The sequence below is a fragment of the Streptomyces sp. R41 genome, assembly GCF_041053055.1.
Classification (GTDB): domain Bacteria; phylum Actinomycetota; class Actinomycetes; order Streptomycetales; family Streptomycetaceae; genus Streptomyces.
Map to the genome: position 1 here is coordinate 10,102,706 of NZ_CP163443.1, position 26,493 is coordinate 10,129,198.

Consider the following 26,493-nt stretch of genomic DNA (forward strand, 5'->3'; position numbering starts at 1 on the left):
CTCCTCCTGAGCGCTGCTGACACAATCGCCCAGGCGCGCGGCAAAGACCCCTTCGTCGGACCGCTCCCCGGTGGTACTCCACCTCAGCGCCAGTCACGGCCCGCCGACCAGGGTAGCTCGTACGATTACCGGCTCGAACCGCCCCCCGAAGGTGGTGCCGTGGGGTCGGCGCCGGTCAGGAACCCGTCGGCCTGCGCCTCGGTCGTCACGGCTCCGCCGGCTCCGGCCCAGCGGGCGCTCTCCCGGGCCGGTTGGCAGCGGAACTCGGCCGGAGCCGGGCCCAGCGGTGCGAGCGACGACGATGGGGCCGTACACCGCCGCCTCACGCCAACTGGCCGGTCAATGGCACTGTCGTCGAAGCGTCAGGTGTCCATCGGTGGTAGACCGGGCAACACCTTCTCCAGGGTGATGGGGAAGTCGCGCACGCGCACCCCGGTGGCGTTGAACACCGCGTTCGCGACCGCCGCACCGGCCCCGCAGATGCCCAACTCACCGACGCCCTTCGCGCCCAGGACGTTGGCCTTGTCGTCGTACCCGTCGAGGACGACGGCGTCGACGTCGGGGATGTCGGCGTGGACCGGCACCAGATATTGCGCGAGATCCCGGTTGACGAAGGCGCCGGATCGCGGGTCCACGACGGCCTCTTCTTCGAGGGCCGCGCCGGCTCCCCAGACCATGCCCCCGATCAGCTGCGAGCGGGCCGTCTTCGCGTTGAGCACGCGGCCCACCGAGAAGACGCCGAGCATCCGCCGCAGACGGATCTCGGCGGTGTCCGCGTCGACCCCCACTTCGGCGAAATGGGCCCCGTAGGTGTTGATCGAATAGGCCGTGTAATTCGGATCGTCGCCCATGAAGCGGGTCCCGCCCTCTGCCTCCACACCTGCCGGATGGTTGCGTGCGACGATCTCACTCAGCGCCTCGGACGCGCCACCGATACTCACGTTGCCATCGGAGATCACGGCGTCTGCCGGGTCCAGGCCATGCAGCGGAGAGCGCGTGTCGTCGCGCGCCGCGGCCAGGAGCTGCTTGCGCAGGGTCATACACGCACCATGCACCGCATTGCTCGAGTTGGTGGCGCCCCACGAGCCGCCGGACCCCCAGCTGGTGGGAAACTCGGAACGCCCGAGCTCGATCCGCACCCGATCGGGCGGCAGTCCGAGCCCGTCGGCCGCGACCTGGGTCAGGACCGTGTACGTGCCCGTGCCGAGGTCGGTCATGTCCGTCTGGACGACGGCGGTGCCGTCCGCCTCCAACCGCACCCGCACCGCTGTCGGCCCCTGGAAGTGCCCGCGGATGGCCGCCGACATGCCGTAGCCGACCAGCCACCGCCCGTCGCGCACACTCGCCGGGGTGGCGGGGCGGTGCTCCCAGCCGAACCGGCGCGCGCCCTCGCGCAGGCACTCCACCAGGTGCCGGTCGCTGTACGGCACGTCTCGCTCGGGATCGACGGTGGGCTCGTTGCAGATCCGCAGCTCGACCGGGTCCATCCCGAGCGCATGGGCCAGCTCGTCCATCGCCGACTCGACCGCCAGCATGCCCGGTGCTTCGCCCGGCGCGCGTACGTCCGACCCGGGCGGCAGATCGAGCGGCGCCAGCCGGTGGCTGGTCAACCGGTGGGGCGCGGCGTAGAGGCTGCGGGTCGTGGCGGCGGTCTGCTCGGCGTACTCCACGTCGGGGTTGGTGTGCATGGTGACGTCATGGGCGATCGCGGTCAGCCGTCCGTCCTGCTCCGCGCCCAGTCGAACCCGCTGCCTGGATGTGGGACGGTTGCCGACGAGCTGGAAGATCTGCTGCCGGGTCATTGCGACCTTGACCGGTTGGCGCAACTCGCGAGCGGCGAGCGCCGCCAGGATCGTCTCGGAGTGGATGCCCAGCTTGGAACCGAATCCCCCGCCGACGAAGGGGGTGACGATGTGAACCCGCTCCGGGTCGATCCGAAGCGTGCCGGCGACCGAGGCCCGCGCCGCGTCGACGATCTGGCAGCTGACGTAGACGACCAGGTCCTCGTCGCGCGGTTCCACCAGACACGCGTGCGGTTCCATCGGCATCGAGAATTCGTACGGCGTCGTGTACTGCTGGTCGACCTTGACCGCCGCGCTGTCGAACCCGGCATCGAAATCGCCCACCGCAGTGTTGGTGGGGAGACCGGCATTGACCACTTTCGGGATGTACACCTCATCTTCCTGCTCGGCGAAGTTGAAACGTCCCCGGCCACCGGCGTATTCGACTTCGACCAGATCGGCTGCCGCTCGGGCCTGTTCGAGGGTCGTGGCGACGACGAGTGCCACCGGCTCGCCGTAATAGTGAATGTCGGGGCTGGTCAGCACCGGCTGTGCACGCCAGTATTCGAACGTAATGGACTCATCACGGACACCCTGCGCCGGGGCATTGTGATGGGTCATCACCATCTTTACGCCGGGCGCGCGTTCGGCGCTCTCGGTGTCGATCCGGGTGATGCGGCCTTTGCCGATCGTTGCGCCGACGATGAACCCGTAGAGCGGTTGGCCGGCCTCCCAATGCTCGTAGGCGTAGGTGGCCCGGCCGGCGACCTTCAACGGGCCGTCGACGCGGTTCAAGGCTTGCCCGATCATGTCGCCTCCTCAGCTCGACTGGGCCGCTTGCGCGAGCGTTCGGCACAGCGTGCGCTTGGCCAGCTCGATCTTGAAGTCGTTGTGCCCCTGCCCCACGGCGTCGCGCATCGCCGCCTCGGTGGCGGCGCGATAGGTGGCCATCGTGGCCGGACGGCCGGTCAACGCGGCCTCCGCCTCGAAGGACCGCCACGGCTTGTGCGCCACACCGCCGAACGCCACCCGTGCCTCACCGATCGTTCCCTGATCTGCCGAGACGACAGCCGCCACGGAGACCAGCGCGAACTCGTAGGACGCCCGATCGCGCACCTTGCGGTAGATCTGCCGGCCGGGCGGGGACGCGGGCAGGATCACGCCCGTGATCATCTCGCCAGGCCGCAACACGGTCTCGATGTGCGGCGTATCGCCCGGCAGCCGGTAGAAGTCCGTGATGACGACGCGGCGTACCGACTCGTCGGCGTCGAGCAGCTCGATCTCCGCCTCCAACGCGGTCATCGCGACGGCCATGTCCGAAGGATGGGTGGCGATGCAGGAGTTGCTGGCGCCGAGAATCGCGTGTATCCGGTTGAACCCGCCGATCGCCGAGCATCCCGACCCGGGATTGCGCTTGTTGCAGCCCGCAGCGGTGTCGTAGAAGTAAGGGCAGCGAGTGCGCTGCAACAGATTTCCCCCGGTGGACGCTTTGTTGCGCAACTGGCCCGAGGCGCCGGCCACCAGCGCCTGCGACAGCACCGGATAGCGGGTGCGCACTCGGGCATCGGCGGCCACGTCGGAATTCGCCGCCTGGGCGCCGATGCGCAGTCCGCCGTCCGGCAGCTCCTCGATGTCCCGCAACGGAAGCCGACTGATGTCGACCAGATGGCTGGGATGCTCGATGTCGAGTTTCATCAGATCGAGCAGATTGGTGCCGCCACTGATGAACTTGGCGCCGGTTCTGGACACCGCGGCGACAGCGGCCTGTGCGTCGCTCGCTCGCTCGTAAGTGAAGGACCTCATTCCAGGCCGCCCCTCGCGATGCCGCGGATCGCCGCGATGATGTTCGGATAGGCGGCGCATCGACAGATGTTGCCGCTCATCCGCTCGCGGATCTCCTCATCGGTCAACGCGATGCGCGGCGAGGCCACGTCAGCGGTGGCGTGACTGGGCCAACCCGCCTCGACCTCGGCGAGCATGCCGACTGCCGAACAGATCTGGCCGGGAGTGCAGTAGCCGCATTGGAAGCCGTCACGCTCAACGAAGGCGCGTTGCATGGGGTGCTGGGCATCGGGATCGCCCAGGCCTTCGATCGTCACGATCTCGTCGTCCTCATGCATCACGGCCAGCGTCAAACAGGAGTTGACGCGCCGGCCGTTGATCAGCACCGTGCAGGCGCCGCACTGTCCGTGATCGCACCCCTTCTTGGTCCCGCTCAGGCGCAGATGCTCGCGCAGGGCGTCGAGCAGCGAGGTCCGCGGATCCACCTCGAGCCGCCGCATCTGATCGTTGACGCTCAACGTGATCACCGAGAGTTGGGCCATCTCGCCCTGGCTCAGCCCCGCGGCGCCCGTGTCCGAAGCGCTCATCACAGCCCGCCTTCCTCGCTAGGCGCGGGTGTCACCCGGATATGCGTCGCCGCTGTCGGGCGCGCTCCTTCGTCCCCAGGCTCTCGCACAAACTTGACCGTCGCACCGCGAGAGCTTCTTCGGTGAGGCGAGCCCGTCGCAGCTCGCCGACGTGCTCGGACTGACCCGGGGCGTCCTGTCTGCGCGGCTCGGGCCGCTGGACGAGGCGGGGCTGATCAGCCGTGTGAATGAGCGAGGGGACCGTCGCCGCGTACGGCTCACCGACGCCGGATTCGACGCCTTCGAGCGGCATGCGGTGTCGGAGGACGAGGGTGAGAACGCACTGCTCGCAGTGCTGAGCCCAGCAGAGAAGCGGTGGCTCGCAGACCTGCTGCGGAAACTGGTCGTGGCAGCCGAGTCCGGCGCGGACGCGACCGGCCCATTGCCGCACCCGCCGAAAAGGTCCAGGTCACACGGGACCTGACCTGGACCCTCGGCCAGTTCCTTCCTACTCGTCCCATGCCTGGAGCAGTGTCTGTTCGACGATCTTGCCGTTGCGCAGCGACATCATCGAAGCTGCCAGCACCCGCACACCGTCCGGGTACTCGCAGGACTCGGTGAACGCGACGTGGTCGCCCTGGATGACGCACTCTTCCAGCTTGTGTGTCATGTCCCGGCTGTAGACGTCGTTGAGCATGTCGGCTATCTCGCCGCGACCGTGTTTGACCATCGGGTGGCTGGGCTGGGTGTTGCGGTCGATGATGCGTAGTTCCGCGTCGTCCGCGTAGAGCGACAGCAGATCTGCCGCGCTGTGTCCTTCTATGCCCCGGCGTAGCACTTCGGTGTCGAAGGCGGGGGCTGCCGCGGTGCCCATGGTGACCTCCTTGGAAGGCCGCGGCCCAGCGAGGAGTGGGCCGCGAAGGGCCTCTCCTCCGAGACTCCTCCGACGCGGGGCACACGGCAAGCGGAGCGGCCCGATGCGCCTGACGGGTGAGCGGTGGAGGAGGCCCGTGTCCGTCGGGGGCCCGGGTCCGTTGCTGAAAGCATGATCTCAACACGACGTATGGTCGCCGCCGTTGGCCTCGCCATCGGTGTCACCGGCCTTGCCGCGCCGATGGCGAGCGCGGCGGGCTCCGAGGCCCAGGACGCGGGGAAGCTGAACCCGATGACCCAGCTCGACTCCCTCGCGCTGAGCGGCATTCCCGCGGAGCGCCAGGGTGAATTCCCACTGCCCTCCCGCCAGCTGGCAGGACTCGACCGTCTGACCGAACTGAACGAGTTGCGCCCGGTGACCGACTTGCTCGCGCCGGCCACCGGGCTGCTCTCGGGCATTGGTTAAGACGCACCACACGGGTCGGTAGGGCGAGCCCCGGCAGAACATCGACGTTCTGCCGGGGCTCGCCGTCTCTTACGCGTCGGCCGCGACGACGACGGCTGCCGAGGTCCGCTCCCGCCGGCTCGTGCGCCGGGCCAGCGGTACGAGCGCTATCGCCGCCGCGCCGAGCAGCCCGGCCAGGGCGAAGGTGGTGAAGCCCCAGCTCTGGTTGCCGTTCGCGGCGAGCGAGCCGATCAGCCAGGGCCCGACGACGGCGCCGGTCCGGCCGACCCCGGTGACCAGGCCGAGCCCGGCCGCGCGCTCGCTCTCGCGGTAGACGGTGTTGGCGGCGGCGTACACCATCACCTGCGCGCTGAAGAGCCAGATGCCCGTGACCGCGACCACGGCGTACGTCACTCCCAGCGGGAGATGTGCCTTGAGCAGCAGCGCTCCGGCCGCGGTGAGGACGAACCAGACCGCCGAGACGCGGACGGCGCCGAAGCGGTCGGCGGTGCGGCCCGCGATCAGCAGGCCCACGATGCCGCCCGCGTTGATGACGAGGAGGAAGCTCACCGAGGAGCTGAGGCCGTAGCCGGAGGCGCGCATCATCTGCGGCAGCCAGGTGCTGACGCCGTACACGAGCAGCAGACCCGAGAAGGAGGCCACCCAGAGCAGGGGAGTGGCCCAGCGCGACTCGGGACGGAAGAGCGCCTGGACCGCGGCGAGCCTGCCCTTGGCGCCCGCTGCCGGAGCGGCGACCGGGGTGGGGCGGGACAGACCGTAGCGGTCGGCGACGGCGTCGGCCTTCGCCCGTTCACCGCGGGCGAGCAGCACACCGGGCGACTCGGGCAGCAAGTTCAGCAGCAGCGGTACGGCGATCACGGCGGGCAGCACGCCTGCCCAGAACACCCAGCGCCAGCCCGCCGTCGGCGCGAGCGTCAGCCCGAGCGTCGTGGCGAGCATGCCGCCCGCGTGGTACGAGGTCATCAGCAATCCGGTGGTGAGCGCCGCGCGGCGCGGCGGAGCGAACTCCATGACCATGGCCAGGCACAGCGGCATCAGGCCGCCGAGCCCGAGCCCCGCGATGAACCGGCCCGTTCCGAACAGCGTGGGGTCCCCGGCCGACGCGCAGATCGCGGAGCCGACCGAGAAAAGCGTCACGCTGGCGACGAGCATCGGGCGGCGACCCAGCCAGTCGGTGATGTTTCCGGCGGTCAGTGCGCCGATGAGCATGCCGAACGTCGTCCAGCTGCCGATCGTGCCCGCGCTCGCCGGCGTCAGTCCGAGCCCGGAGTCGTCGAGCATGTGCGGCATGACCGCGCCGTAGATGTTGACGTCCATGCCGTCGAAGAAGACGGACATCCAGCACAGCGCCAGGACAGGGAAGACGGTGCGGAAGGTGTGCGGCGGGCGATCGGGTGACGGGTGCTGCGCACCGGATATACCGGGAGAAATCATGTTCAAGTCCCTGGAAAGCGAGCGGGCTCGTTCGCATAGTGAAGTTGTGTTCACTGGATGAATGGCATGAGTGTCGGGGTGGGACGCGCGGGTGTCAATGGTTCGGGCCCAGCGCTACCGGAGGCCGTCGGCTCGTCCGCGTACGGCACCGCGGAACGCGATGGGGGCCTGTCCGGCGCGCTGGTGGAAGTACTTGGCGAAATTCGTGGCGCTGGAAAATCCCAGCTGGGCGGCGATACGGGCGGCGGCCAGGTCGGTGTGTGCCAGTAGCCGCTTGGCCTCCAGGACGACCCGGCGGTCGATGAACTCCTTGGCGCCGACGCCCGCCGCCTCGAGGGTGGCCCGGGACAGTGTGCGGGTGGAGTACCCGAGCGCGGCGGCGTAGTCGTCCACGCGGTGCGTCCGGGCGAAGTCCCGTTCGACGGCGGCACGGAAGCGCAGGAAGGTCTCGCTCGGCCCATCGGCCGGGCCGCCGGGCACCTCCAGATGAGCCACGCGCAGAACCAGGACGTCCAGGAGATGGCGCAGTACGGCGACATGCGCGTCGAGCGGCAGCCGCCCCCGGGCCCGGAACTCGCGCTCCAGGTGCGTCGCCGCGAGGCGCAGCGCCTCGGCGTCCTCGGCCGCCGGGGTGCGCAGCACGGGCGCCTCCGGATCGTCCACCCGGGCCGCACCGACGGTGGCCGGGTCCGGGAAGTCCCGCTCGAAGACGATCAGGATGCCCTCGGCCTTCTCCAGGTCGCCCCACTGGAGCACCTGACCGGGGCGCACCCACAGCCATGAGTCCGGGTCGAGGACGTACTCCGTGAAGTCCACGGTCTGCCGCAGCGCGCCGGAGGTGAGCGTGAGCACGTGGTGAAAGCCGGGGCGCTGCGGCGCGCCGAGATCCACCCCGCGGCCGTCGGCCCTGGAACGCAGGTCGGCCAGCGAGATCACTTCCAGGCCCGCCGGAGTGCCGACCGGCGCCGCGAACGCGACCTCGGGGATGGCCTGCCCGGCCGAGTGTCGGTTTTTGACCATCATCAGTCGCCTGTGTATCCGGGTCGGACGTACCTCCCCGCCTAGTTTGGAGTGGTCGCCGAGTGGACGACCGCCCGTCGTGGCGGAAAGAGAGCATCACCATAGAAGGAGAGCTGATCCATGGCCAAGGAACTCAAGGACATCGCATACGGCGACGGACTCGACGGCCGACTGATCGACCTGTACGTCCCGGACGGTGACGGCCCCTGGCCGCTGGTGATCTGGAGCCGCGGCTCGGGCTGGCTCGCCGACTCCGGGCGGGACGACGCCGAGGTGGTCGCCCGGCGGCTGAATCCGCGTGGCTTCGCCGTGGCCGGGCTCGCCATCCGCTCCAGCGCGCAGACCGTCTTCCCCGGACAACTGCGCGACATCGAAGAGGCGATCCGCCATCTCCGGACGCACTCCACGTCGTACGGCCTCGACCCCGATCGCATAGGGATGTTCGGCGAGTCCTCGGGCGGCTGGGCCGCGGCGCTGACCGCGCTGACCGTCGACGGCATCCGCGCCGCCGTACCCGTGTACCCGCCGACCGACCTGCTGAGCATGGACGAGCAGATGCTCCCCGGCACGCTCCAGGAGTTCACGCGCTTCCCCGGCAGCCCGTACGGCCATGACGACCCCGAGTCCGCGGAGTCCCGCCTGCTCGGCGGCCCCCTCCAGGAGCGGCCCGAACTCGCCCGCAGCGCAAGTCCGGTGACGTACGTCGGCGAGGACGCCCCGCCCTTCCTGATCCTGCACGGAAAGGCCGACCGTATCGTCCCCTACGGCCAGGGCGAACTCTTCTACGAGGCGCTCGCGAAGGCGGGCGCCGACGTCGAGCTGATCACCCTGCCGCACGCCGACCACGGCCCGTGGAACGACTTCCTGACCGACCCCACCGTGAAGCGGGACGCGTTCACGGTCTCCTCACGCGAGGGCAAGGAGACCGAGGCGCGGCCGTGCGATCCGACCTGGGATACCGTCGTCGACTTCTTCCACCGGCACCTCTAGGCGATCAGCCGGCGGTCGCGAGGAACTGCGTCGCGGCCAGTTCGGCGTAGAGCGGGTCCGCGGCCACGAGTTCGCGGTGGGTGCCCACGGCGCGGACGCGGCCCGCGTCCATGACCACGATGCGGTCGGCCATCGTGACGGTGGACAGCCGGTGCGCGACCACGAGGACCGTGGTCGTGCGGGCCACATCGGCGACCGTGTCGCGAAGCGCGGCTTCGTTGACGGCGTCGAGCTGCGAGGTGGCCTCGTCGAGGAGCAGCAGCCGGGGGCGGCGCAGCAGGGCGCGGGCGATGGCGACGCGCTGGCGCTCGCCGCCCGACAGCTTGGTGCCGCGGTGGCCGACGAGCGTGTCCAGGCCGCGCGGCAGGCGGGCGATCAGGCCGTCGAGTCGGGTCGTCTTCAACACACGGGTGAGGTCCGTGTCGTCGGCGTCCGGATTGCCGAGCAGCAGGTTGTCGCGGAGCGAGCCCGACAGCACGGGGGCGTCCTGCTCCACATAGCCGATGGCGGAGCGGAGTTGGGGCAGATCCCAGCGCTCCAGTTCACGGCCGTCGAGCGTGATGACGCCCGCCTCGGGGTCGTAGAACCGCTCGATGAGCGAGAAGACAGTGGTTTTGCCCGCCCCGGAAGGGCCGACGAACGCGGTCATGCCGCGGGCCGGGACGGCGAAGGTCACACCGTGATGGACATACGGCAGATCGTCGGCGTAGCGGAAGCGGACGTCCTCGAAGGCGAGCGCGGCGGGCTCGGCGCCCGGAGTCGGCAACGGGGCGGGCAGGGCCGCCGGTTCGGCGGGCAGCCGCAGCGCCTCCTGGATCCGGGTGAGCGCGGCGGCACCGGTCTGGTACTGCGTGATCGCGCCGACCACCTGCTGGATGGGCGACATCAGATAGAACACGTAGAGGAGGAAGGCGACCAGCGTGCCCACGTCGATCGAGCCGGTCGCGACCCGCGCGCCGCCCACCGCGAGGACCGTGATGAAGGCGATCTGCATTGCCAGACCGGCCGTATTGCCCGCGGCCGCGGACCACTTGGCGGCCCGCACGCTCTGCCGCCACGACTCCTCGGCCGCCGCGTGGATGGTCTGCTCCTCACGGTGCTCGGCACCGGACGCCTTGACCGTGCGCAGGGCGCCGAGGATCCGTTCCAGCGAGGCGCCCATCACGCCGACGGCGTCCTGTGCCTGCTTGCTCGCCCGGTTGATGCGCGGCACGATCACGCCGAGCACGGTGCCCGCGCAGAGAATCACCCCCAGGGTGACGCCGAGCAGCACCCAGTCCACCAGCCCCATCATCACGACCGTCGCGACGAGAGTGAGGCCGCCGGTGCCCAGGCCGACGAGGGAATCGGTGGTGACCTCACGCAGCAGGGTCGTGTCCGAGGTGATCCGGGCCATCAGGTCGCCGGGCTCGCTGCGGTCCACGGCCGGTATGCGCAGCCGCAGCAGATACGACGACAGCGCGCGCCGCGCACCGAGCACCACCGACTCGGCGGTGCGCCGCAGCACATACGAACCCAGCGCCCCCACCGCCGCGTTGGTGACCACCAGCACCGCCATGCCGAGCAGCGCGCGCCCGATGGGCCGGTCGTGCGACAGGTCGTCGATGAGCCCCCGCGCCACCAGCGGCAGCACCAGGCCGGTGGCCCCGGTCGCGAGTGCCAGCAGCGCACCCGCCAGCAGCGCCCGTCGATGCGGTCGTACGTACCCGAGCAGCAGGCGCCACGTGGGCACGACGGGCTCGGCGTCGGTGAGGCTCACGGCGCTCCTTGCGGGAGTTCGGTGCGGAGCATTCAGGCTACGTGGGCGCGGGGTCGGACCGAGACCGCCGGCGTCAAGGGGGGCTTCGGGCTCGCCGCGATGGAGGCGCTCGCCGCGGGCGTCCCGCTGGTCGTGCGAGATCTGCCGGTCCTGCGCGAGGTGTTCGGCCCGGCCGCCCGTTTCGCGGACACCCCTGAGGGCCTCGCCGCGGCACTCGGCCGCGCCCTCACCTCCTACGATCCGGTGCGCGCGGCGGCCGGCAGGCGGCTGGCCGCCCGGCACACCCGGGGCGAGGCCACCGAGCGCCACCTGGCCTTCTACCGGTCGGTCACACCGTAGGGTCGGTTGACGGAACGTCGACCTACGGAAGGGCTCATCACATGGCGCAGGAAGTACGGGGCGTGATCGCACCGGGCAAGAACGAGCCGGTGCGCGTCGAGACCATCGTCGTGCCGGATCCAGGGCCGGGAGAGGCCGTGGTGCGGATCCAGGCGTGCGGGGTCTGCCACACCGACCTGCACTACAAACAGGGCGGCATCAACGACGACTTCCCGTTCCTGCTCGGCCACGAGGCGGCCGGCATCGTGGAGTCGGTCGGCGACGGTGTCACGGACGTCGCACCCGGCGACTTCGTCGTCCTCAACTGGCGCGCGGTGTGCGGGCAGTGCCGGGCCTGTCTGCGCGGGCGGCCCTGGTACTGCTTCAACACGCACAACGCGCGGCAGAAGATGACCCTCACGGACGGCACGGAGCTGTCCCCGGCCCTTGGCATCGGTGCCTTCGCCGAGAAGACGCTGGTCGCCGCGGGACAGTGCACCAAGGTCGACCCGGCCGTCTCCCCGGCGGTGGCCGGGCTCCTCGGCTGTGGAGTGATGGCCGGGATCGGGGCCGCCATCAACACCGGGAACGTCGGCCGGGGCGACACGGTCGCCGTCATCGGCTGCGGTGGTGTCGGCGACGCGGCGATCGCCGGGTCCCGTCTCGCCGGCGCGGCGAAGATCATCGCCGTGGACATCGACGACCGGAAGCTGACGACCGCGGAGAAGATCGGCGCGACCCACACCGTCAACTCCCGGCAGACCGACCCCGTCGAGGCCATCCGCGAGCTCACCGGCGGCTTCGGCGCGGATGTCGTGATCGAGGCCGTGGGCCGTCCGGAGACGTACAAGCAGGCCTTCTACGCCCGTGACCTGGCGGGCACGGTCGTGCTCGTGGGCGTACCCACGCCGGACATGAAGCTCGAGCTGCCGCTGATCGACGTCTTCGGACGCGGCGGCGCCCTCAAGTCGTCCTGGTACGGCGACTGCCTGCCCACCCGCGACTTCCCGATGCTGATCGATCTGCATCTCCAGGGACGCCTCGACCTGGACGCGTTCGTGAGCGAGACGATCGCCCTGGACGAGATCGAGCCCGCCTTCGAGCGGATGCACCACGGCGATGTGCTGCGCTCGGTGGTGGTGCTCTGATGACCGCGCGCATCGAGCACCTCGTCACCTCGGGGACGTTCTCGCTCGACGGCGGCAGCTGGGAGGTCGAGAACAACGTCTGGATCGTCGGCGACGACCACGAGGCCGTCGTGATCGACGCCGCCCATGACGCCGACGCCATCGCCGAGGCGGTGGGGGACCGGCGGCTGCTGGCGATCGTGTGCACACACGCTCACAACGATCACATCGACGCCGCTCCCGCCCTCGCCGAGCGCACCGGCGCCACGATCTGGCTGCACCCCGACGACCTGTCGCTGTGGAAGATGACCCACCCCGACCGCCTCCCGGACGCCTGGCTGCAGGACGGCCAGGTGATCGAGGCGGCCGGCGCCGACCTGACCGTCCTGCACACCCCGGGACACGCCCCGGGCGCGGTCTGCCTGTACGACCCCGGCCTGGGCACCGTCTTCACGGGCGACACGCTCTTCAAGGGCGGCCCGGGAGCCACCGGCCGCTCCTTCTCCCACTTCCCGACGATCGTCGAGTCGATCCGCGAGCGCCTGCTGGGCCTGCCGGCCGACACGGTCGTCCGTACGGGGCACGGGGACTCGACCACGATCGGGGCCGAGGCGCCGCACCTGAAGGAGTGGATCGCGCGCGGCCACTGACGCCGACGCGCCGGGACACGACTGAACGGACCGAAGAAACCTGACAGAAGATGTCCGACTTCCGGGAGACGCTCGGAGCAACCACCGACGGGAAGGCACCGTCGGTTTAACGAGCACGGAGGTCGGACATGTCAGGGCCGCTGGAAGGCAAGGTCGCACTGGTCGCGGGGGCGACTCGCGGAGCGGGCCGCGGGATCGCGGTGGAGCTCGGCGCGGCCGGTGCGACCGTTTATGTGACGGGGCGCAGTACGCGCGAGCGGCGTTCGGAGTACGACCGTCCGGAGACCGTGGAGGACACCGCGGACCTGGTCACGGCGGCGGGGGGCCGGGGCATCGCGGTCCCCACCGACCATCTCGTCCCGTCGAAGGTCGAGGCCCTGGTTACCCGCATCGCCGACGAACAGGGCCGGCTCGACGTCCTGGTCAACGACATCTGGGGCGGCGAAAAGCTCTTCGAGTGGGACACCCCGGTCTGGGAGCACGACCTCGACAACGGCCTCAGGCTGCTGCGCCTCGCGGTCGAGACGCACGCGATCACCAACCACCACGCGCTGCCCCTGCTGCTGCGTCATCCGGGCGGCCTGGTCGTCGAGATGACCGACGGCACCGCCGAGTACAACCGGAGCACCTACCGCGTCTCGTTCTTCTACGACCTCGCCAAGTCGTCCGTCCTGCGCATGGCGTTCGCCCTCGGACAGGAAGTCGGCCCGCGCGGAGCCACCGCCGTGGCGCTCACCCCTGGATGGCTGCGCTCCGAGATGATGCTCGACAACTACGGCGTCACCGAGGAGAACTGGCGCGACGCGCTGGAGCGCTCCCCGCACTTCGGTATCTCCGAGACGCCGTACTACGTCGGGCGAGCCGTCGCCGCCCTCGCCGCCGACCCGGACGTCGCGCGCTGGAACGGCGACTCGCTGTCCAGCGGGCAGCTCGCCCAGGTGTACGGCTTCACCGACCGCGACGGCAGCCGCCCGGACGCCTGGCGCTACCTCGTCGAGGTCCAGGACGCGGGCAAGCCGGCGGATACGACGGGGTACCGGTGAGCTCAGGTGTGATGCACCGGCGGCAGCGGCCAGCGCGCGGAGTGGCCCGGCGGCAGCGCCAGATCGTCCCGCACGGCCGCGTAGTAGCCCTCGCGCCCGGCGCGCTGCCGCTCCAGCAGGGCCTGCCAGGCCTCCGGGTCACGCGTCCCCTCGCGCAGGAACTGCTCCATCTCCATCACCCTGACCACCCACACCCGGGCCCGCTCCACCACCTCCGGACTGCCCAGCAGGATCAGCGCCTCCCCGGAAGGATCCCGCGCGACGGTGGCCTCGGCCAGCAGCGGCGCGGCCTCCTGCGGGGACAAGGGGTGCGGGTGCGGGTCGTTGCCCAGGTACGACGCCACCCGGTACGTCAGAGTGACGCTCTTCTTCAGCGACCGCGCGTAGTCGGCGTACACCGAAAGCCGCCGTTCCTCCCAGCGGGCCGCCCGCTCCCTGCGGAACCGGGCCTGATCGCCCCGCACGATCGCCAGATACGAACCGAGGGCACCGATGACCACGCCGATCAGCGCCGGGAGTTGTTGTACGAACGCGGACATGCGCGCACGGTATCTGTCCTCGGGACGATCATGGCAGTACCTTCCCTGCCATGACTGCGATGAGGCGATTCGAGGGACACGGAGTTCTGATCACGGGCGCGGCTCGCGGCATCGGCGCGGCCACCGCCCACCGGCTGGCCGAGGAAGGTGCTCAAGTACTCGTCACCGACGTGGACTTGGCCGAGGCGGAGAAGACAGCGGCTTCGATCCGTGAACTCGGCGGGCGGGCCGAGGCGTTGGGGTGCGACGTGGGCGAGCGTGCACAGGTCGAACGGGCCGTCGCGTACGCCGTGAACGCCTTCGGCTCGATCGACGTCCTGGTCAACAACGCGTGCTGGTGCACGCCCGACGCGCCGCTCTTCGAGGACGAGCCGGACGAGGTGTGGGCCCGCGACCTCGACATCACGCTGACCGGCGCCTACCGCTGCGCCCGAGCAGCGCTCCCGCACCTCGCGGCCTCCGGTCGCGGCGCCATCGTCAGCATCGGCTCCGTCAACGGCCTCCAGGACTTCGGCAACCACGCGTACAGCGCGGCCAAGGCGGGTCTCATGTCACTGACCCGCACCCTTGCGGGGCACGCCGCCGAGCGTGGCGTGCGCGTCAACCTGGTGGCGCCGGGCACGGTCCGCACCACGGCCTGGGAAGGCCGTGAGGACGATCTCGCCCTGGTCTCGGACGTCTATCCGCTGGGGCGGGTCGGCGAGCCGGAGGACATCGCTGCAGCCGTCGCCTTCCTCGCCTCCCGGGACGCTGCCTGGATCACCGGGACGACCCTGTGCGTCGACGGGGGCCTGCTGGCGGTCAACACCGGTTTCCGGCAGACGGTCAAGCGCCACAAGAGCGTCTGATGGCGTCGAAGACGCGGTCCAAGTCCTCTTCAGTGGTACGCCAGTTGCTGAACGCCGCCCGCAGCGCGTGCGTCCCGCCGTAGAACGTCGGCGTCACGAAGGCCTCGCCCGAGGCGGCGACCGCGTGGGCCAGCGCGTGCACCCGCTCCTCGCTGGGCTCGTCGGCGAGCGTGAAGCAGGCGACGTTGAGCCGCACGGGCGCCAGGAGCCGCACCTGAGGAATCTCCTCCGAGATCCGCTTGCCCAGCCGCCGGGCGAGCGCCACGTTCCGCTCGACGATCTCGCGGTGCCCCTCGCGCCCGTACGCCGTGAGGGAGAACCAGGCCGGGAGCGCGCGCAGCCGACGGGAGTTCTCCGGAGTGAGGTGCAGGAAGTCGGGGTCGCCGCCGGGCAGTCCCAGATACGGTGACGCGTTGTGGAAGACCCGGACCTGGAGGTCCTGGCGCCGGGTGAACTGGACGGCCGCGTCGTAGGGGACGTTCAGCCACTTGTGCAGGTCGACACAGACGGAGTCGGCCGCGTCCAGGCCCTCGACGAGATGCGCGTACGAGGGTGACAGCGCGGCGAAGCCGCCGAACGCGGCGTCCACGTGCAGCCAGAAGTCGTACCGTTCCTTGAGCGAGGCGATGGCCCGCAGATCGTCGAAGTCGACGGTGTTCACGGTCCCGGCGTTCGCCACGACCACGGCCGGCTGTCCGTCGAGCGCGTCGAGGGCGGCGGCGAGCCGCTCGACGTCGACGGCCTCCCGGTTCCCGGACAGCACCGGCACCGGACGCAGCCGGTCCCGCCCGAGGCCGAGCACGGACAGTGCCTTGGCGACGCTGGAGTGCGGGCTGCCCGAGAGCACGTCGACCGGACCGAGCGCGCCGACGCCCTCCCGCGACACCGACACACCTTGGCGCTCACCGAGCCACTCCCGCGCGATCGCCAGGCCCACCGTGTTGGAGACGGTCGCCCCGCTCACGAACGCACCGCTGTGCGCCTCGCTCAGCCCGAACAGCTGGCGCAGCCAGCCCAGCGTCTCGTGCTCCAGGGCGGACGCGGACGAGCCACCGCTGCCGGACACGTTCTGGTCGTACGCGCTGGTCAGCCAGTCCCCGGTGAGCGAGGCAGGGGTCGCGCCACCGGTGACGAAGCCGAGGTAACGCGGGCCCGCGGAGCCGGAGAACCCCGGCGACCAGCGCTCGGCGAACCGCGCCAGCGCACCCTCGGCACCCGCTCCCTCGATGGGAAGGGGCTCCGGGGCGGGCGCTTTGTCGAGGCGGGCGACGCGGCGTTCGTCGAGACCGCTCATCTCCCGCGCGGCGAAATCTCGGGCGGACTGCAGGAGCGCGGGGAGCCGGTGGAGGTCGTCGGCGAGAGTGGGGTGCATGGCGGCAGCGTAGGCGGGCGGCCGGCGGAAATCCTGGTCCACTTGAGGGAAACTGGACCAATGCAGAGGGGATTCGCCGCCGCGCTCGGCACCTGGCGCACGAAAGAGGGGCCGCTCGCGCGGTCGCTGTCCGCCGCGGTACGCGAGGCGGTGGTCGACGGCCGTCTCCCCGCCGGAACCCGGCTGCCCTCCGAGCGGGAACTCGCCCGCACCCTCGACCTCAGCCGCGGCACCGTCGTCACCGCCCTCACCCTGCTGCGGGACGACGGCTGGCTGCACACCCGGCACGGCAGCGGCAGTGTCGTACGGCTTCCCGCGCGTCTCACCGAGCGCACCACACCGTGGTCACTGGACCGGGGCGGATCGGGTGACGCGGACCTCGACCTGACGCTCGCCGTCACGGCGGCGCCCCACGAGGCCTACCTCGCCGCACTGGGCCGGGCCGTCGAGCGCAGCGCGGCCCTGCTGGTCGACTCGGGGGTGGCGACACCGGGGTTGCCCCACCTGCGTGAGCTCCTCGCCGAGCGGTACACACGCTCGGGCCTGGCAACCCGCCCCGAGCAGATCCTCGTCACCTCGGGCGCGCAGGCCGCGCTGACGCTGCTCCTCGACCACCTGCACACCGATCGCAGAGCGCCGGTCGTGGTGGAGAGCCCCACCTATCCGGGGGCGCTCGCCATCCTCCGACGGCGCCGGGCCCGCCTGCTGCCCGTCCCGGTGACGGCCGCGCACGGCTGGGACACGGAGCGTCTCGCCGAGGCCGTACGCGGACAGGGGCCCCAACTCGCCTATCTCATCCCCGACTTCCACAACCCCACCGGTGCGCACATGACCGCCCCGACCCGGGCCGCGGTCGGCGCCCTCGCCGAGCGCCACGCGCTGACCGTCGTCGTCGACGAGACCATGCGCGACCTGGACCTGCGGACGCCGCCCCGACCGGGGCCCCATCTCCGCGGAGCACGAGTGATCCAGATCGGCTCGGCGAGCAAGGTGCTGTGGAGCGGCCTGCGGGTCGGCTGGATCCGGGCGGGCGGGGACCTCGTACGCGAGCTGGTGCGCAATCCGCTGCAGCCGCAGTTGTCGCCGCCGCCGCTGGAGCAGCTGATCGCCGCCGAGCTGTTCGGTGACGGCCTGGACGAGGTCCTCGCCGACCGCCGGACCCGCCTTCGGGCTCAGCGCGACCATCTGGCCGGACTCCTCGCGGAGACGGAGGCCGGATGGACCTTCACCGTGCCGAACGGCGGGCTGTCGATCTGGCTGCACCTCGGTCCGACCACGACGGCGACGGAGCTGGCGGCGCGCGCCGCGGCTCGGGGTCTCGCGGTCTCGCCCGGCCCGTTGTTCGCCGCCGACCGCGCGACCCTGGCCCACCATCTGCGTCTGCCGTTCACGGCCACGCCGGACGTGCTCACGCGGGCCGTGGCGCTGCTGCGGTAGCCGCGTGGAGGAATCCGCGCGGCCGGCCGGTGAATGTCACCGTTTGGTCGCAGCCCGATCACCCGTACAACGCACACCCCCCGACGCGGGTCTACCAGGCAGGAAACGCGAGAAGCATGAGAGGGAAGGCCCGCCATGGGGGACATACGCAGACGAGGCGCCGTCGCGCTCGGGATCACCGGACTGGTCGCACCGCTGACCCTCGCGCTGGGCACGACGCCCGCGCAGGCCGCGAGCTGTACGACACAGACCGGCCCGTATCAGAAGCAGGTGGAGAAGTTCCTCGGCCGACCGGTCGACGGACGGCAGTCCTCCGCCGACTGCCAGGCGATCCAGGCCTTCCAGACCAAGCACGGCATCACCCCGAACATCGGGTACGCGGGACCCGTCACGTGGGGCGTGATGGACCTGATGAACAAGCAGAAGGCCGTCGGCAGCAACCCCAACAGGAACGGCACGTGCCCGGTCAACAAGGGCCGCATCGCCTGCGTCAACCTGACGCTCCAGCTCAGCTGGATCCAGGACGGCAGCACCCTCGTCTACGGGCCGGTGCCGGTCCGCACCGGGCGTGACGGATACGAGACCCGTACCGGCCTGAAGAAGATCTACTGGCGGGACATCGACCACGTCTCGACCATCTACAACGTGCCCATGCCCTACAGCCAGTTCTTCGACGGCGGCCAGGCCTTCCACTCGGTCGGCGTCAGCATGTGGAACCCGCCCGGCTCGCACGGCTGCGTCAACATGACCACGGCCACCGCGAAGAAGTACTGGTCGCTGCTGAAGACCGGCGACGACGTGTTCGTGTACGGCCGCAAGCCGGGCACCTGACGGCGCCCGGCTCCCCAACGGGCCGAAACGTTACGCCTCCGGAGCGTCCCCGAAGTCCGGGATCTCCAGCCTGACCCCGCCCTGCCGCGCCGACTCGTGCGCGACGATGCCCGGCAGGGTGTAGCGGGCCGCGACCCACGCGTTCACCGACGGCACTGTCCGGGTGTTGACCGCGGTCACGAAGTCGTCCACCAGGAAGTGGTGGCTGCCCTCGTGCCCGTTGTGGAGCTGGTCGAACTCCCGGGGCAGCCGCGCCCGGTCGTGCACCGGCGCCGATCCGGACGTGAAGGCGGCCCGCAGCGCGGGCGCGATGTGCTGGAGCGACGGGTCGTCGGGCGCCAGTGTCGGCTTGGGCTCCAGCAGTTCGGTGATGTCCTTCACCCCCTTCTTGTCCTGCCAGAAACTCACCGTCGCGAGCTGCTCCATGCTGGCGTCCGTGCCGAAGAACCGGAATCGTGACTCCCTGATGTGCGAGGGATAGCCGACGCGGCGGAACTCGTTGGTACGGAACGAGCCGCCGCCCGCCACCTCGAACAGCGCGGTGGCATTGGAGAAGTCATTGCCGAACTGGCTGATCTCCTTGTCGAACACGCCGTCCCCGCGCTCGTCGCGCACCCCGATCGCGGAGACGCTCACCGCGTGCGTCCGCCACGCCCCGAGCACCCCGCCCACCGAGTGCGTCGGGTACAGCAGCGGGGGATAGCTGGCGGTCGCCTTCCAGTTCTCTCCGCCGCTGTACTGGTACGCCTCGTAGAACCCGAGATCCATGTCGTGGACGTAGTCGCCCTCGGCGTAGAAGAGCCGTCCGAAGGCGCCCTCGGCGATCTGGTTGCGGGCATGGACCGTCGCCGGGTTGTACTGGCTGGTCTCGCCCATCATGTACGTCAGCCCGGTCGCCCGTACGGTGTCGATGATCGCCGCGATCTCCTGCGTACTGATCGCCATCGGCACCGCCGAGTACACATGCTTACCGGCGTTCAGCCCCTGGAGCACCAATGGCCCATGGGTCCAGCGCTGGGTGAAGATCGCGACGGCGTCCACCGCCGGCGACTCCAGCATCGCCTCGTACGAGGGAAAGGTGCCCGACAGCCCTTCGGCGGCCGCCAGTTCGTCGGCGCGCTCGGGGAGCAGATCGGTGACGTGGACATCGCCGACGCCTGGATGGGCGAGGAACAGCTTGGCGAACTGGCCGGAGAACTGCCCGGCGCCGACGATGCCGAGAGAGAACGTCATGGAGACAGCATCCTTCACTGGTCGAGAATGAGATTGATCTGGCTGTTGGTCCTGCTCAGCCCGCTGACCGGCGCGTCATTGGCGAAGACGTCCTGCATCGCGGGATGCATCAGCGCGTAGACGTCCGCCGCGTAGTTGGTGATCGGGTAGGAGAAGGTCGTGAAGTCCTTCTTGTCGGCGACCGGCCGGGTGAAGGCCGTGACGTCGATACCCTTCTTCTTGTAGGCGGCGACCGCGGCCTTCGTGCCGTCGGGTGTCGCGGGGAAGACGATCCCGTAGGAGCCGACCGTCTTCTGGCACGCGTCCGAGGCCAGATACGCCACCCACTTCTTCGCGCCCTTCTTGTCGCGGGCGTTCTTGGTGATCGAGTCGGCGAGGCCGTTCATCATGGTCGAGCGTTTGCCGGTGGGGCCGACGGGGGTGAAGGCGGTGCCGACATCGAGGCCCTTGGCCCCGTAGTACGTGGAGATCATCCAGGCACCGTCGAAGGCTGCCGCCGCCTTGCCGGAGGCGAGCTGTGCGTTGGCCGGGTTGGCGCCCTCGCTGTAGTCCGTGAAGGGCGCCAGATATCCCTTCTTCGCCAGGCCGAAGTACCACTGGACGACGGACTGGAAGGTCTTGCTGTCGTAGTGGTAGGTGGTGCCCCACCGCTTCTTGTCCGTATAGGTCCAGCCGGCGGAGCCCGTGAAGGGGCTCCACTGGGTCTGGCCGTCGCCGTCGCCCGCGCCGCCGGTGGCCAGCCCGTACACCTTGACGTGGTGCTTGTCGAAGCCGGGTTCGTCGCCCCGCCTGCCGTTCTGGTCGACGGTGAGATGCGCGATGGCTTTCTCGAAGGTGCCGCCGTCCTTCGGGTTCCAGGAGAGGCTGTTGAGTCGTCCGGCGGAGATTCCGGCCGCCCTGGCCATCTTCCGGTTGTAGAAGAGGGCGACGGTGTCCCAGTCCTTCGGGGCGCCGTAGCGGTGGCCGTCCTGGCCGGTCCAGTTGGCGGCGAGCCCGGACTGGTAGGCGGAGTCGTCGATGTCCAGGCCGTCCAGTGGCTCCAGAACCTTGAGGTCGGCGAACTGGCCGAACTTCTGGATGTGGTCGGTGAACACGTCCGGCTGGGTGCCGGCGATGAAGCTCGCGGTGAGCTTGGTCCAGTAGTCGTTCCAGCCCATCTGGGTGATCTTGACGTGCAGACCCGGGTTCTCCTTCTCGAAGCCCTTCGCGCACGCCTGGTAGGCGGGCAGCTGGTTGGCGTCCCACAGCCAGTACGTCACCGTGTTCGCGGACGAACCCGCCGAGCCGCCCTTCGCGCACCCGCTCACCAGGGACAGCGCCAGCGCTCCGGTCAGCGCCACGACCGTACGAAATCGCATTCCTGTCCCCTTACTTGATCCCGGTGAAGCCGATGGAGCCGACGATGCGCCGCGCGAAGAGGCCGAAGAGAACAAGCATCGGAAGCGCCGCGATGAGCGTCGCCGCCATCAGCCCCGACCAGTCCGTGCCGGTCTGCGGGGTCTGCGCCCGGAAGACGGCCAGCGCCACGGTGAGCACACGCGAGCTGTCGCTGTACGACACCATCAGCGGCCAGAAGTAGTCGTTCCAGGAGGTGATGTACGTCAGGACGGCCAGGGTGAGAACCGGCGTGGACGCCATCGGCAGCAGCACCCGGAAGAAGATCCGCACCTTCCCGGCGCCGTCGAGCAGGGCCGCCTCCTCGACCTCGCGCGGCACGTTCATGAAGAACTGCCGCAGGAAGAACACCGCGAACGGAGTCATGAACATCGTCGGCAGGGCGATTCCCAACAGTGTGTCCACCAGGCCGAGTTGCTTGATCAGCACGAAGTTCGGCAGCAGGGTGAAGATCGCCGGCACCATGAGCCCGGCCAGGAACAGCCCGAACACCTTGTCCCGGCCGCGCCACCTCAGTCGCGCGAAGGCGTACGCGGCCATCGAGGAGAAGAAGATCTGGCAGACGGTGATCAGCGTCGAAACGATCACCGAGTTGAGCAGATAGCGCCAGAACTTAAGGCCTCCGCCCGAACCGCCCTGCGCGATCGCCTCCTTGGTGGACTGGACGCCCAGGGCCCGTGCGAAGCCGCCGCCGGTGAAGTCCACGGGCAGGGGATTGCCGGGGTCGGCGGTGAGCGCCGCGTTGGAGGAGAGCGCGGTGCGCAGGATCCAGTAGAACGGCAGCAGGGTGATCAGCACGATCGCGGCCATCACCGTCCACGCCGCGGCCCGCCCGAGGGAAGGCCTGCGCCGGATCGGTCGTACACGGGTCGTCGTTGTCACGGCAGCCATGGCGACTCCTCCCGCTCAGCCGAGGTCGGTGTGGCCGGCCTGGGTGAGCCGGTACTGGACGAAGGTGATCGCGCTGAGCACGACCAGCAGGGCGACGGACATCGCCGAGGCGTAGCCGAACTGGAAGCGGCCGAAAGCCGAGCCGTAGATGTAGTACTGGAGCACGTTGGTCGCGTTGGCGGGACCGCCCGCGGTCGTTACCGCGACTGTGTCGAACACCTGGAACGAACCGATCACCGTCATGATCAGAACGACCGCGAGCACCGGCCGCAGCAGCGGCATGGTGATCCGCCAGAACATCCGCCACTCGCTCGCCCCGTCGACCTTGGCCGCCTCGTACATGTCGTTCGGGATCGCCTGCAGACCCGCGAAGAGCAGCAGCGCGGTATAGCCGACGTGCCGCCACACGTTGATCAGAGCGATCGTCGGGATCGCCCAGGTCTCGTCCGCCAGGAACGGGATGCGGTCGAAGCCGAGGCCCTGGAGGATCTCGTTGCCGATACCGAGCTGGGTGTCGAGCATCCAGAGCCAGACGATGCCCGCGACCACGTTCGACATCAGATACGGCGTCAGCACGATTCCGCGCAGCACCGCCGACTGGGTGAGCCGCTGGAGCAGCACGGCGATGGCGAGGGCCGAGACCGTCTGCACGCCGATGTTGATGAACACGTACTCGACCGTGACCTTCAACGAGTCCCAGAAGATGGGGTCGTTGACCATGCGTGTGTAGTTGTCGAGGCCGACCCATCGCGCGGGAGTGAGCAGATTGAAGCGGGTGAAGCTCAGGTAGATGCCCCGCAGCGTCGGCCAGAGCAGGAACACCAGGAAGCCCAGCATGGCCGGGGCGATGAACAGGGCCGCGAGGGGCCCGTCGCCCTGGCCCTCACGTGCTCGGGCCCTACGGCTCTTCGGCTCGGTCTGTGCCCTCTCGGCGCCGCGCAGTGGCAGACGCGATGGAGGGCTGGAGGCGACGGTCATCGGGAGACTCCCTCGGCTGCGGCTCGTCCTCGGGTCACTTACTTTTGACGCGAAAGAATCCTGGCGTCAAGAGTCGTGCACACATCTTCTCAATGGCAGGATCGAGGCATAGAGTGGCGTTATTACTTCCAACGCAAAAGAAAATCTTGTGGGAGTCTGACGGTCATGACCACACTTGCCGCCAGCTGGCTGCCGCTGAGTCCGGGGGAACGTGCGGTGGCGATCGAGGTGCTCGTCCACGGCCCGCTGTCGCGCAGCGAGATCGCGCGCCGGCTGGACCTCTCGGCGGGCAGTCTCACCCGGCTGACCAAGCCGCTGATCGAATCGGGCCTGCTCGTCGAGGCGGCCGAGGACCCCGTGCCCCCCGAGGTGCGTCAGGGGCGGCCCTCACAACCCCTCGACATCGTCGCCGAGTCCCGTTCCTTCGCGGGGTTCAAGATCACCGAGGACATGGTCTACGGCGTCGTCACGACCCTCAGGAGCGACATCGTGGCGCGGCACGACCGTCCGCTCACCACGCACGACCCGGACCAAGTGGCCGACCTGCTACGGGAGATGACGGACGAGTTCACGCGCGACTTTCCCGCGCTGGCCGGAATCGGCATCGGCGTGGGCGGCCGGGTCGAGAAGCGGGCCCTCGTTGCCGAGTCGGCCTTCCTCGACTGGCACGAAGTCCCGCTCGCCCAACTCGTCGAGGAACGCACCGGGTTGCCCGCGGTCCTCGAGAACGACGTCGCCGCCCTGGTCGAGGCCGAGATCTGGTTCGGTGCCGGTCGCGGTCTCGACCGCTTCGCGGTCCTCACCATCGGCGCCGGACTTGGCTACGGCCTCGTCCTCGGCGGCAGCCGGGTCGCCTCCGCCGAGGACGGCCGGGGCGTCGGCTGCCGCTGGATGGTGAACCCCAACGGTCCGCTCACCCCCGAGGGTGAGCGCGGCAGCGCCATCTCCCTGCTCACCATTCCCAGCATCCGCTACCAGGTCCGTGCCGCGACCGGCCACGACATGACGTACGAGGAGATCCTCGCCCTCGCCGCCGAGGGCCACCCCATGGCCTCCCGCGTCGTCGACGACGCGGCGCACGCGCTCGGCACCCTCGTCGCGCAGATCGCCAACTTCGCCATGCCCCAGAAGATCCTCCTCGCCGGAGAGGGTGTCGGCCTCGTCGACGTGGCGGGCCCGCTCGTCGAGGAGACCATCCGCGCGAACCGGCATCCACTGGCGGATCCGGTCAACCTGGAGACGAAGGTGTCTGACTTCCATGACTGGGCGCGCGGGGCCGCGGTGTTGGCGATCCAGGTACTGGTGCTGGGGACCGCGGACGTGTAAGTGATGAGCTTCACGGTCCGTAATGTCGTCCGGCGTACCTTTACTCACATCGTCTTCACGCCAAGGCCCGTATGCTTCACACCATGTCCACCACTCCTGAAGCCGACTCCGAGCGCTCCGCCGCCGAGGTCAACGAGGAGATCCGGGCCCTCTGGTTCCGGGCCGGCGGGACGCTGAGCATGGAGGAGCGGCGGGAGTACCAGCGGCTCGTCCTGGAGTGGTCGGAAGCCTCTCCGCAGTCACCCACCCAGGCGGCGTGACGACAGTCACCCGACCCGGGCGACCTGACGACGCTCGCTCACCTGGCGGCGTGACGCTCCGGGGCTCAGCCTCCGCTCTCCGGGCCCCGATGAGCCGCCGTCCTCGATAGCTCAGCCCCAACTCTGCGAATACTGCCGTCGATAGGCCTTGCGGTCCTGTTCCGTACGGATATAGCGCGTCGCCACCAGCGCGATCAGACTTCCCGCGACGACCAGCAGTCCAGGGCCGACGTTCCTCGGGTTCGTGAGCCGGGAGACGAGCGTCTCGGCGTCTCCGGTCGTCCCCACCGGCTCGACAGCGCCCGGTGCGGCGGAGCCCGGCGCGACCGCGGCTCCCTGCGAGGCCGAGACCGACGGCGCGGGGGAGGCCTGAGCCGGGGAACTGGCGGAGGCCTGCGGCTGTCCCGCGAGCTGCACACCCAGCGCAGTCAGGGCCTTGGTGACCGGCTGGAAGAATGTCGTACCGCCTGACGTGCAGTCCCCGTTGCCTCCCGAGGTCACCCCGAGCGCGATGCCCTCGGAGAACAACGGGCCGCCGCTGTCGCCGGGTTCGGCGCACACCGTGGTCTCGACGAGCCCGGTGACCGTGCCCTCCGGATAGTTGACCGTCGCGTTGAGCGCCGTCACCTTCCCGTCGTGCAGCCCACTGGTGCTGCCGCTGCGGAAGACCCGCTGGCCGACGGTGGGATCGGCGGCGCCCGTGATCCGTACGCCGTTTCCGCCACCGATGGCCACGACATTCGCCCCCGCCGTGGTCTGCTGACCGTTGTCGTACTGCACGAGGGAGAAGTCGCTGCCGGGGAACGCCGTGGTGACGGTCCGGCCCACCTGCTTCGAGCCCTGGTTGTCGGCGAACCAGACGGACCCGGCAGGACCGCAGTGCCCGGCCGTGAGGATGAACTCACTCTGCCCGTTGGTCACATTGAAGCCCGCCGAACAGCGCCCGCCCGTCGAGAAGATCGGCTGCGCGCCGTTCAGCCGCGTGGTGAACGTGCCCTGGGTGCGCTGCATGCGCACGGAGTCGCCGATGCCGTCGGCCAGCTTCGTCATGCGCGACCAGTCGGAGGAGGAGACCGTGCTGTCGGCCTGCACCACCACCTCGTTCTTCGTGTAGTCCACGGCCCAGGCGGTACCCGCCACCCTGGGTGCTGAACTCAGGCTCGCCGTCGCGGACTTGAGATCGGCCATACTGTGCCGCACGACCTTGGCGCGGGCACCGGCCTCCTTCACCTCGGCGGCCGCGGCCGTGTCGGTCACCGCGACGACCGGGCGCCCGTCGGAGGCGATCCAGCTGCCGGCGGTACGCGAGGTGCCGAGACGTGAGACCAGTTCGGAGCCTGTGCCGGCCGCGGCCTGTGCCGAACTTCCCGTGGCACGCGACGTGCCGGACGGCTCGCTCGCCATCGCGTGCGTCACCATCAGCCCTCCGCAGAGCAGTCCGCCGACGGCCGCGAGTCGCGCCCCCCGTCGGACGATCCGTCGTCGTGCGTGCCTCATCCATGGGCTCCCGAAGCCGAACGGCGCGGCGTCACCACCGCCGAGGGCCCCGGTCGAGAGCCCTTCCCCTCATACGT

General features: G+C 69.9%; 25 protein-coding genes, 1 pseudogene and 1 riboswitch. Of the genes and pseudogenes, 12 read left to right on the forward strand and 14 right to left on the reverse strand.

From position 1 onward, the window contains the following. Positions 1 to 20: 20 nt before the first annotated feature. Positions 21 to 107: riboswitch (ZMP/ZTP riboswitch) on the reverse strand. Positions 108 to 362: 255 nt separating this feature from the next. The 3 genes from AB5J53_RS46025 to AB5J53_RS46035 are packed head-to-tail and all read right to left on the reverse strand — an operon-like array spanning position 363 to position 4,150. After that, positions 363 to 2,591 (reverse strand): molybdopterin cofactor-binding domain-containing protein, encoded by a 2,229-nt coding sequence (locus tag AB5J53_RS46025; protein WP_369251524.1) that lies wholly within the window; start codon positions 2,589 to 2,591, stop codon positions 363 to 365. 9 nt (positions 2,592 to 2,600) lie between these two features. Then, positions 2,601 to 3,584, reverse strand: coding sequence for a xanthine dehydrogenase family protein subunit M (locus AB5J53_RS46030; RefSeq protein ID WP_369251525.1), 984 nt, complete (start codon positions 3,582 to 3,584; stop codon positions 2,601 to 2,603). Continuing rightward, positions 3,581 to 4,150: a 2Fe-2S iron-sulfur cluster-binding protein gene (locus AB5J53_RS46035; RefSeq protein ID WP_369251526.1), complete on the reverse strand. Its 570-nt coding sequence runs from the start codon at positions 4,148 to 4,150 to the stop codon at positions 3,581 to 3,583. The genes AB5J53_RS46030 and AB5J53_RS46035 overlap by 4 nt, the downstream gene beginning before the upstream one ends. 136 nt (positions 4,151 to 4,286) lie before the next feature. Between AB5J53_RS46035 and AB5J53_RS46040 the strand changes: the two are divergent. After that, positions 4,287 to 4,613 (forward strand): annotated as a pseudogene (locus tag AB5J53_RS46040) (MarR family winged helix-turn-helix transcriptional regulator); the annotation flags it as partial. Between the two features lie 24 nt (positions 4,614 to 4,637). On the opposite strand, the gene AB5J53_RS46045 reads toward AB5J53_RS46040, so the two are convergent. Next, the gene (locus tag AB5J53_RS46045; protein WP_369251527.1) at positions 4,638 to 5,003 is read right to left on the reverse strand and encodes a nuclear transport factor 2 family protein; all 366 of its coding nucleotides are present in this window, start codon (positions 5,001 to 5,003) and stop codon (positions 4,638 to 4,640) included. Positions 5,004 to 5,174: 171 nt separating this feature from the next. On the opposite strand from AB5J53_RS46045, the gene AB5J53_RS46050 reads away from it, so the two are divergent. Then, a complete protein-coding gene (locus AB5J53_RS46050) occupies positions 5,175 to 5,468 on the forward strand; it encodes a hypothetical protein (RefSeq protein WP_369251528.1) in 294 nt (97 codons plus the stop codon). A gap of 69 nt (positions 5,469 to 5,537) precedes the next feature. Here the strand turns inward: AB5J53_RS46050 and AB5J53_RS46055 are convergent, their stop codons facing one another. Both AB5J53_RS46055 and AB5J53_RS46060 read right to left on the reverse strand, forming a co-directional pair. Beyond that, complete coding sequence (locus tag AB5J53_RS46055) at positions 5,538 to 6,902, reverse strand: MFS transporter (RefSeq protein WP_369251529.1); 1,365 nt, start codon at positions 6,900 to 6,902, stop codon at positions 5,538 to 5,540. Positions 6,903 to 7,016: 114 nt separating this feature from the next. Continuing rightward, complete coding sequence (locus AB5J53_RS46060) at positions 7,017 to 7,925, reverse strand: helix-turn-helix transcriptional regulator (protein WP_369251530.1); 909 nt, start codon at positions 7,923 to 7,925, stop codon at positions 7,017 to 7,019. 117 nt (positions 7,926 to 8,042) lie between these two features. Here AB5J53_RS46060 and AB5J53_RS46065 point away from each other — a divergent pair, with 117 nt between their 5' ends. Next, positions 8,043 to 8,912 carry a prolyl oligopeptidase family serine peptidase gene (locus tag AB5J53_RS46065; RefSeq protein ID WP_369251531.1) on the forward strand — a complete coding sequence of 290 codons (870 nt, stop codon included), beginning with the start codon at positions 8,043 to 8,045 and terminating at the stop codon, positions 8,910 to 8,912. 4 nt (positions 8,913 to 8,916) lie between these two features. Here AB5J53_RS46065 and AB5J53_RS46070 read toward each other — a convergent pair whose 3' ends face one another. Beyond that, on the reverse strand, positions 8,917 to 10,671 hold the full coding sequence (locus AB5J53_RS46070; protein ID WP_369251532.1) for an ABC transporter ATP-binding protein: 1,755 nt from the start codon (positions 10,669 to 10,671) through the stop codon (positions 8,917 to 8,919). Positions 10,672 to 10,692: 21 nt separating this feature from the next. Between AB5J53_RS46070 and AB5J53_RS46075 the strand changes: the two genes are divergently transcribed. The 4 genes from AB5J53_RS46075 (at position 10,693) to AB5J53_RS46090 (ending at position 13,809) form a co-directional block, all read left to right on the forward strand. After that, positions 10,693 to 11,010 (forward strand): glycosyltransferase, encoded by a 318-nt coding sequence (locus tag AB5J53_RS46075; protein ID WP_369251533.1) that lies wholly within the window; start codon positions 10,693 to 10,695, stop codon positions 11,008 to 11,010. Positions 11,011 to 11,051: 41 nt separating this feature from the next. Then, the gene (locus AB5J53_RS46080) at positions 11,052 to 12,137 is read left to right on the forward strand and encodes an S-(hydroxymethyl)mycothiol dehydrogenase (RefSeq protein WP_369251534.1); all 1,086 of its coding nucleotides are present in this window, start codon (positions 11,052 to 11,054) and stop codon (positions 12,135 to 12,137) included. Then, positions 12,137 to 12,766, forward strand: a complete 630-nt coding sequence (locus AB5J53_RS46085) for an MBL fold metallo-hydrolase (protein ID WP_369251535.1) — start codon at positions 12,137 to 12,139, stop codon at positions 12,764 to 12,766. Before AB5J53_RS46080 ends, AB5J53_RS46085 begins: the two co-directional genes overlap by 1 nt. 128 nt (positions 12,767 to 12,894) lie before the next feature. Continuing rightward, positions 12,895 to 13,809, forward strand: a complete 915-nt coding sequence (locus tag AB5J53_RS46090) for an SDR family oxidoreductase (RefSeq protein WP_369251536.1) — start codon at positions 12,895 to 12,897, stop codon at positions 13,807 to 13,809. A gap of 2 nt (positions 13,810 to 13,811) precedes the next feature. On the opposite strand, the gene AB5J53_RS46095 is transcribed toward AB5J53_RS46090, so the two are convergent. After that, positions 13,812 to 14,348, reverse strand: a complete 537-nt coding sequence (locus tag AB5J53_RS46095; protein ID WP_369251537.1) for a hypothetical protein — start codon at positions 14,346 to 14,348, stop codon at positions 13,812 to 13,814. Positions 14,349 to 14,398: 50 nt separating this feature from the next. On the opposite strand from AB5J53_RS46095, the gene AB5J53_RS46100 reads away from it, so the two are divergent. Next, positions 14,399 to 15,196, forward strand: a complete 798-nt coding sequence (locus AB5J53_RS46100) for an SDR family NAD(P)-dependent oxidoreductase (protein ID WP_369251538.1) — start codon at positions 14,399 to 14,401, stop codon at positions 15,194 to 15,196. On the opposite strand, the gene AB5J53_RS46105 is transcribed toward AB5J53_RS46100, so the two are convergent. Next, a complete protein-coding gene (locus AB5J53_RS46105; protein WP_369251539.1) occupies positions 15,174 to 16,568 on the reverse strand; it encodes an aspartate aminotransferase family protein in 1,395 nt (464 codons plus the stop codon). The genes AB5J53_RS46100 and AB5J53_RS46105 overlap by 23 nt on opposite strands. Positions 16,569 to 16,628: 60 nt before the next feature. Between AB5J53_RS46105 and AB5J53_RS46110 the strand changes: the two genes are divergently transcribed. Together AB5J53_RS46110 and AB5J53_RS46115 are read left to right on the forward strand one after the other, a co-directional pair. Further along, positions 16,629 to 18,005 carry a PLP-dependent aminotransferase family protein gene (locus AB5J53_RS46110; RefSeq protein ID WP_369251540.1) on the forward strand — a complete coding sequence of 459 codons (1,377 nt, stop codon included), beginning with the start codon at positions 16,629 to 16,631 and terminating at the stop codon, positions 18,003 to 18,005. A gap of 135 nt (positions 18,006 to 18,140) precedes the next feature. Next, positions 18,141 to 18,836: a L,D-transpeptidase family protein gene (locus AB5J53_RS46115; protein ID WP_369251541.1), complete on the forward strand. Its 696-nt coding sequence runs from the start codon at positions 18,141 to 18,143 to the stop codon at positions 18,834 to 18,836. Positions 18,837 to 18,866: 30 nt separating this feature from the next. Here the strand turns inward: AB5J53_RS46115 and AB5J53_RS46120 are convergent, their stop codons facing one another. From AB5J53_RS46120 to AB5J53_RS46135, 4 genes are read right to left on the reverse strand one after another with little or no spacing between them, the layout of a single operon-like run. After that, a complete protein-coding gene (locus AB5J53_RS46120; RefSeq protein WP_369251542.1) occupies positions 18,867 to 20,069 on the reverse strand; it encodes a Gfo/Idh/MocA family protein in 1,203 nt (400 codons plus the stop codon). Between the two features lie 14 nt (positions 20,070 to 20,083). After that, positions 20,084 to 21,427 carry a sugar ABC transporter substrate-binding protein gene (locus AB5J53_RS46125; protein WP_369251543.1) on the reverse strand — a complete coding sequence of 448 codons (1,344 nt, stop codon included), beginning with the start codon at positions 21,425 to 21,427 and terminating at the stop codon, positions 20,084 to 20,086. A gap of 10 nt (positions 21,428 to 21,437) precedes the next feature. Further along, positions 21,438 to 22,355, reverse strand: a complete 918-nt coding sequence (locus tag AB5J53_RS46130) for a carbohydrate ABC transporter permease (protein WP_369251544.1) — start codon at positions 22,353 to 22,355, stop codon at positions 21,438 to 21,440. Positions 22,356 to 22,370: 15 nt separating this feature from the next. Beyond that, a complete protein-coding gene (locus AB5J53_RS46135; protein ID WP_369251545.1) occupies positions 22,371 to 23,333 on the reverse strand; it encodes a carbohydrate ABC transporter permease in 963 nt (320 codons plus the stop codon). Between the two features lie 165 nt (positions 23,334 to 23,498). Between AB5J53_RS46135 and AB5J53_RS46140 the strand changes: the two genes are divergently transcribed. Together AB5J53_RS46140 and AB5J53_RS46145 are read left to right on the forward strand one after the other, a co-directional pair. Next, entirely contained in the window at positions 23,499 to 24,659 is a 1,161-nt protein-coding gene (locus tag AB5J53_RS46140; protein ID WP_369251546.1) for an ROK family protein, read from the forward strand. Positions 24,660 to 24,730: 71 nt separating this feature from the next. After that, positions 24,731 to 24,919, forward strand: a complete 189-nt coding sequence (locus AB5J53_RS46145; protein WP_369251547.1) for a hypothetical protein — start codon at positions 24,731 to 24,733, stop codon at positions 24,917 to 24,919. A 111-nt stretch (positions 24,920 to 25,030) separates the two neighbouring features. Here AB5J53_RS46145 and AB5J53_RS46150 read toward each other — a convergent pair whose 3' ends face one another. Continuing rightward, entirely contained in the window at positions 25,031 to 26,416 is a 1,386-nt protein-coding gene (locus AB5J53_RS46150; protein ID WP_369251548.1) for a S1 family peptidase, read from the reverse strand. Between the last annotated feature and the right edge of the window lie 77 nt (positions 26,417 to 26,493).

Excerpts from the sequence above, each read along its gene's own strand:
- AB5J53_RS46120 (WP_369251542.1), bottom strand. The coding sequence starts at position 20,069 with ATGACGTTCTCTCTCGGCATCGTCGGCGCCGGGCAGTTCTCCGGCCAG.
- AB5J53_RS46090 (WP_369251536.1), top strand. The coding sequence starts at position 12,895 with ATGTCAGGGCCGCTGGAAGGCAAGGTCGCACTGGTCGCGGGGGCGACT.
- AB5J53_RS46135 (WP_369251545.1), bottom strand. The coding sequence starts at position 23,333 with ATGACCGTCGCCTCCAGCCCTCCATCGCGTCTGCCACTGCGCGGCGCC.
- AB5J53_RS46150 (WP_369251548.1), bottom strand. The coding sequence starts at position 26,416 with ATGAGGCACGCACGACGACGGATCGTCCGACGGGGGGCGCGACTCGCG.
- AB5J53_RS46125 (WP_369251543.1), bottom strand. The coding sequence starts at position 21,427 with ATGCGATTTCGTACGGTCGTGGCGCTGACCGGAGCGCTGGCGCTGTCC.
- AB5J53_RS46110 (WP_369251540.1), top strand. The coding sequence starts at position 16,629 with ATGCAGAGGGGATTCGCCGCCGCGCTCGGCACCTGGCGCACGAAAGAG.
- AB5J53_RS46130 (WP_369251544.1), bottom strand. The coding sequence starts at position 22,355 with ATGGCTGCCGTGACAACGACGACCCGTGTACGACCGATCCGGCGCAGG.
- AB5J53_RS46115 (WP_369251541.1), top strand. The coding sequence starts at position 18,141 with ATGGGGGACATACGCAGACGAGGCGCCGTCGCGCTCGGGATCACCGGA.
- AB5J53_RS46085 (WP_369251535.1), top strand. The coding sequence starts at position 12,137 with ATGACCGCGCGCATCGAGCACCTCGTCACCTCGGGGACGTTCTCGCTC.
- AB5J53_RS46095 (WP_369251537.1), bottom strand. The coding sequence starts at position 14,348 with ATGTCCGCGTTCGTACAACAACTCCCGGCGCTGATCGGCGTGGTCATC.
- AB5J53_RS46030 (WP_369251525.1), bottom strand. The coding sequence starts at position 3,584 with ATGAGGTCCTTCACTTACGAGCGAGCGAGCGACGCACAGGCCGCTGTC.
- AB5J53_RS46065 (WP_369251531.1), top strand. The coding sequence starts at position 8,043 with ATGGCCAAGGAACTCAAGGACATCGCATACGGCGACGGACTCGACGGC.
- AB5J53_RS46025 (WP_369251524.1), bottom strand. The coding sequence starts at position 2,591 with ATGATCGGGCAAGCCTTGAACCGCGTCGACGGCCCGTTGAAGGTCGCC.
- AB5J53_RS46055 (WP_369251529.1), bottom strand. The coding sequence starts at position 6,902 with ATGATTTCTCCCGGTATATCCGGTGCGCAGCACCCGTCACCCGATCGC.
- AB5J53_RS46100 (WP_369251538.1), top strand. The coding sequence starts at position 14,399 with ATGACTGCGATGAGGCGATTCGAGGGACACGGAGTTCTGATCACGGGC.
- AB5J53_RS46145 (WP_369251547.1), top strand. The coding sequence starts at position 24,731 with ATGCTTCACACCATGTCCACCACTCCTGAAGCCGACTCCGAGCGCTCC.
- AB5J53_RS46035 (WP_369251526.1), bottom strand. The coding sequence starts at position 4,150 with ATGAGCGCTTCGGACACGGGCGCCGCGGGGCTGAGCCAGGGCGAGATG.
- AB5J53_RS46105 (WP_369251539.1), bottom strand. The coding sequence starts at position 16,568 with ATGCACCCCACTCTCGCCGACGACCTCCACCGGCTCCCCGCGCTCCTG.
- AB5J53_RS46140 (WP_369251546.1), top strand. The coding sequence starts at position 23,499 with ATGACCACACTTGCCGCCAGCTGGCTGCCGCTGAGTCCGGGGGAACGT.
- AB5J53_RS46080 (WP_369251534.1), top strand. The coding sequence starts at position 11,052 with ATGGCGCAGGAAGTACGGGGCGTGATCGCACCGGGCAAGAACGAGCCG.
- AB5J53_RS46045 (WP_369251527.1), bottom strand. The coding sequence starts at position 5,003 with ATGGGCACCGCGGCAGCCCCCGCCTTCGACACCGAAGTGCTACGCCGG.
- AB5J53_RS46060 (WP_369251530.1), bottom strand. The coding sequence starts at position 7,925 with ATGATGGTCAAAAACCGACACTCGGCCGGGCAGGCCATCCCCGAGGTC.
- AB5J53_RS46050 (WP_369251528.1), top strand. The coding sequence starts at position 5,175 with ATGATCTCAACACGACGTATGGTCGCCGCCGTTGGCCTCGCCATCGGT.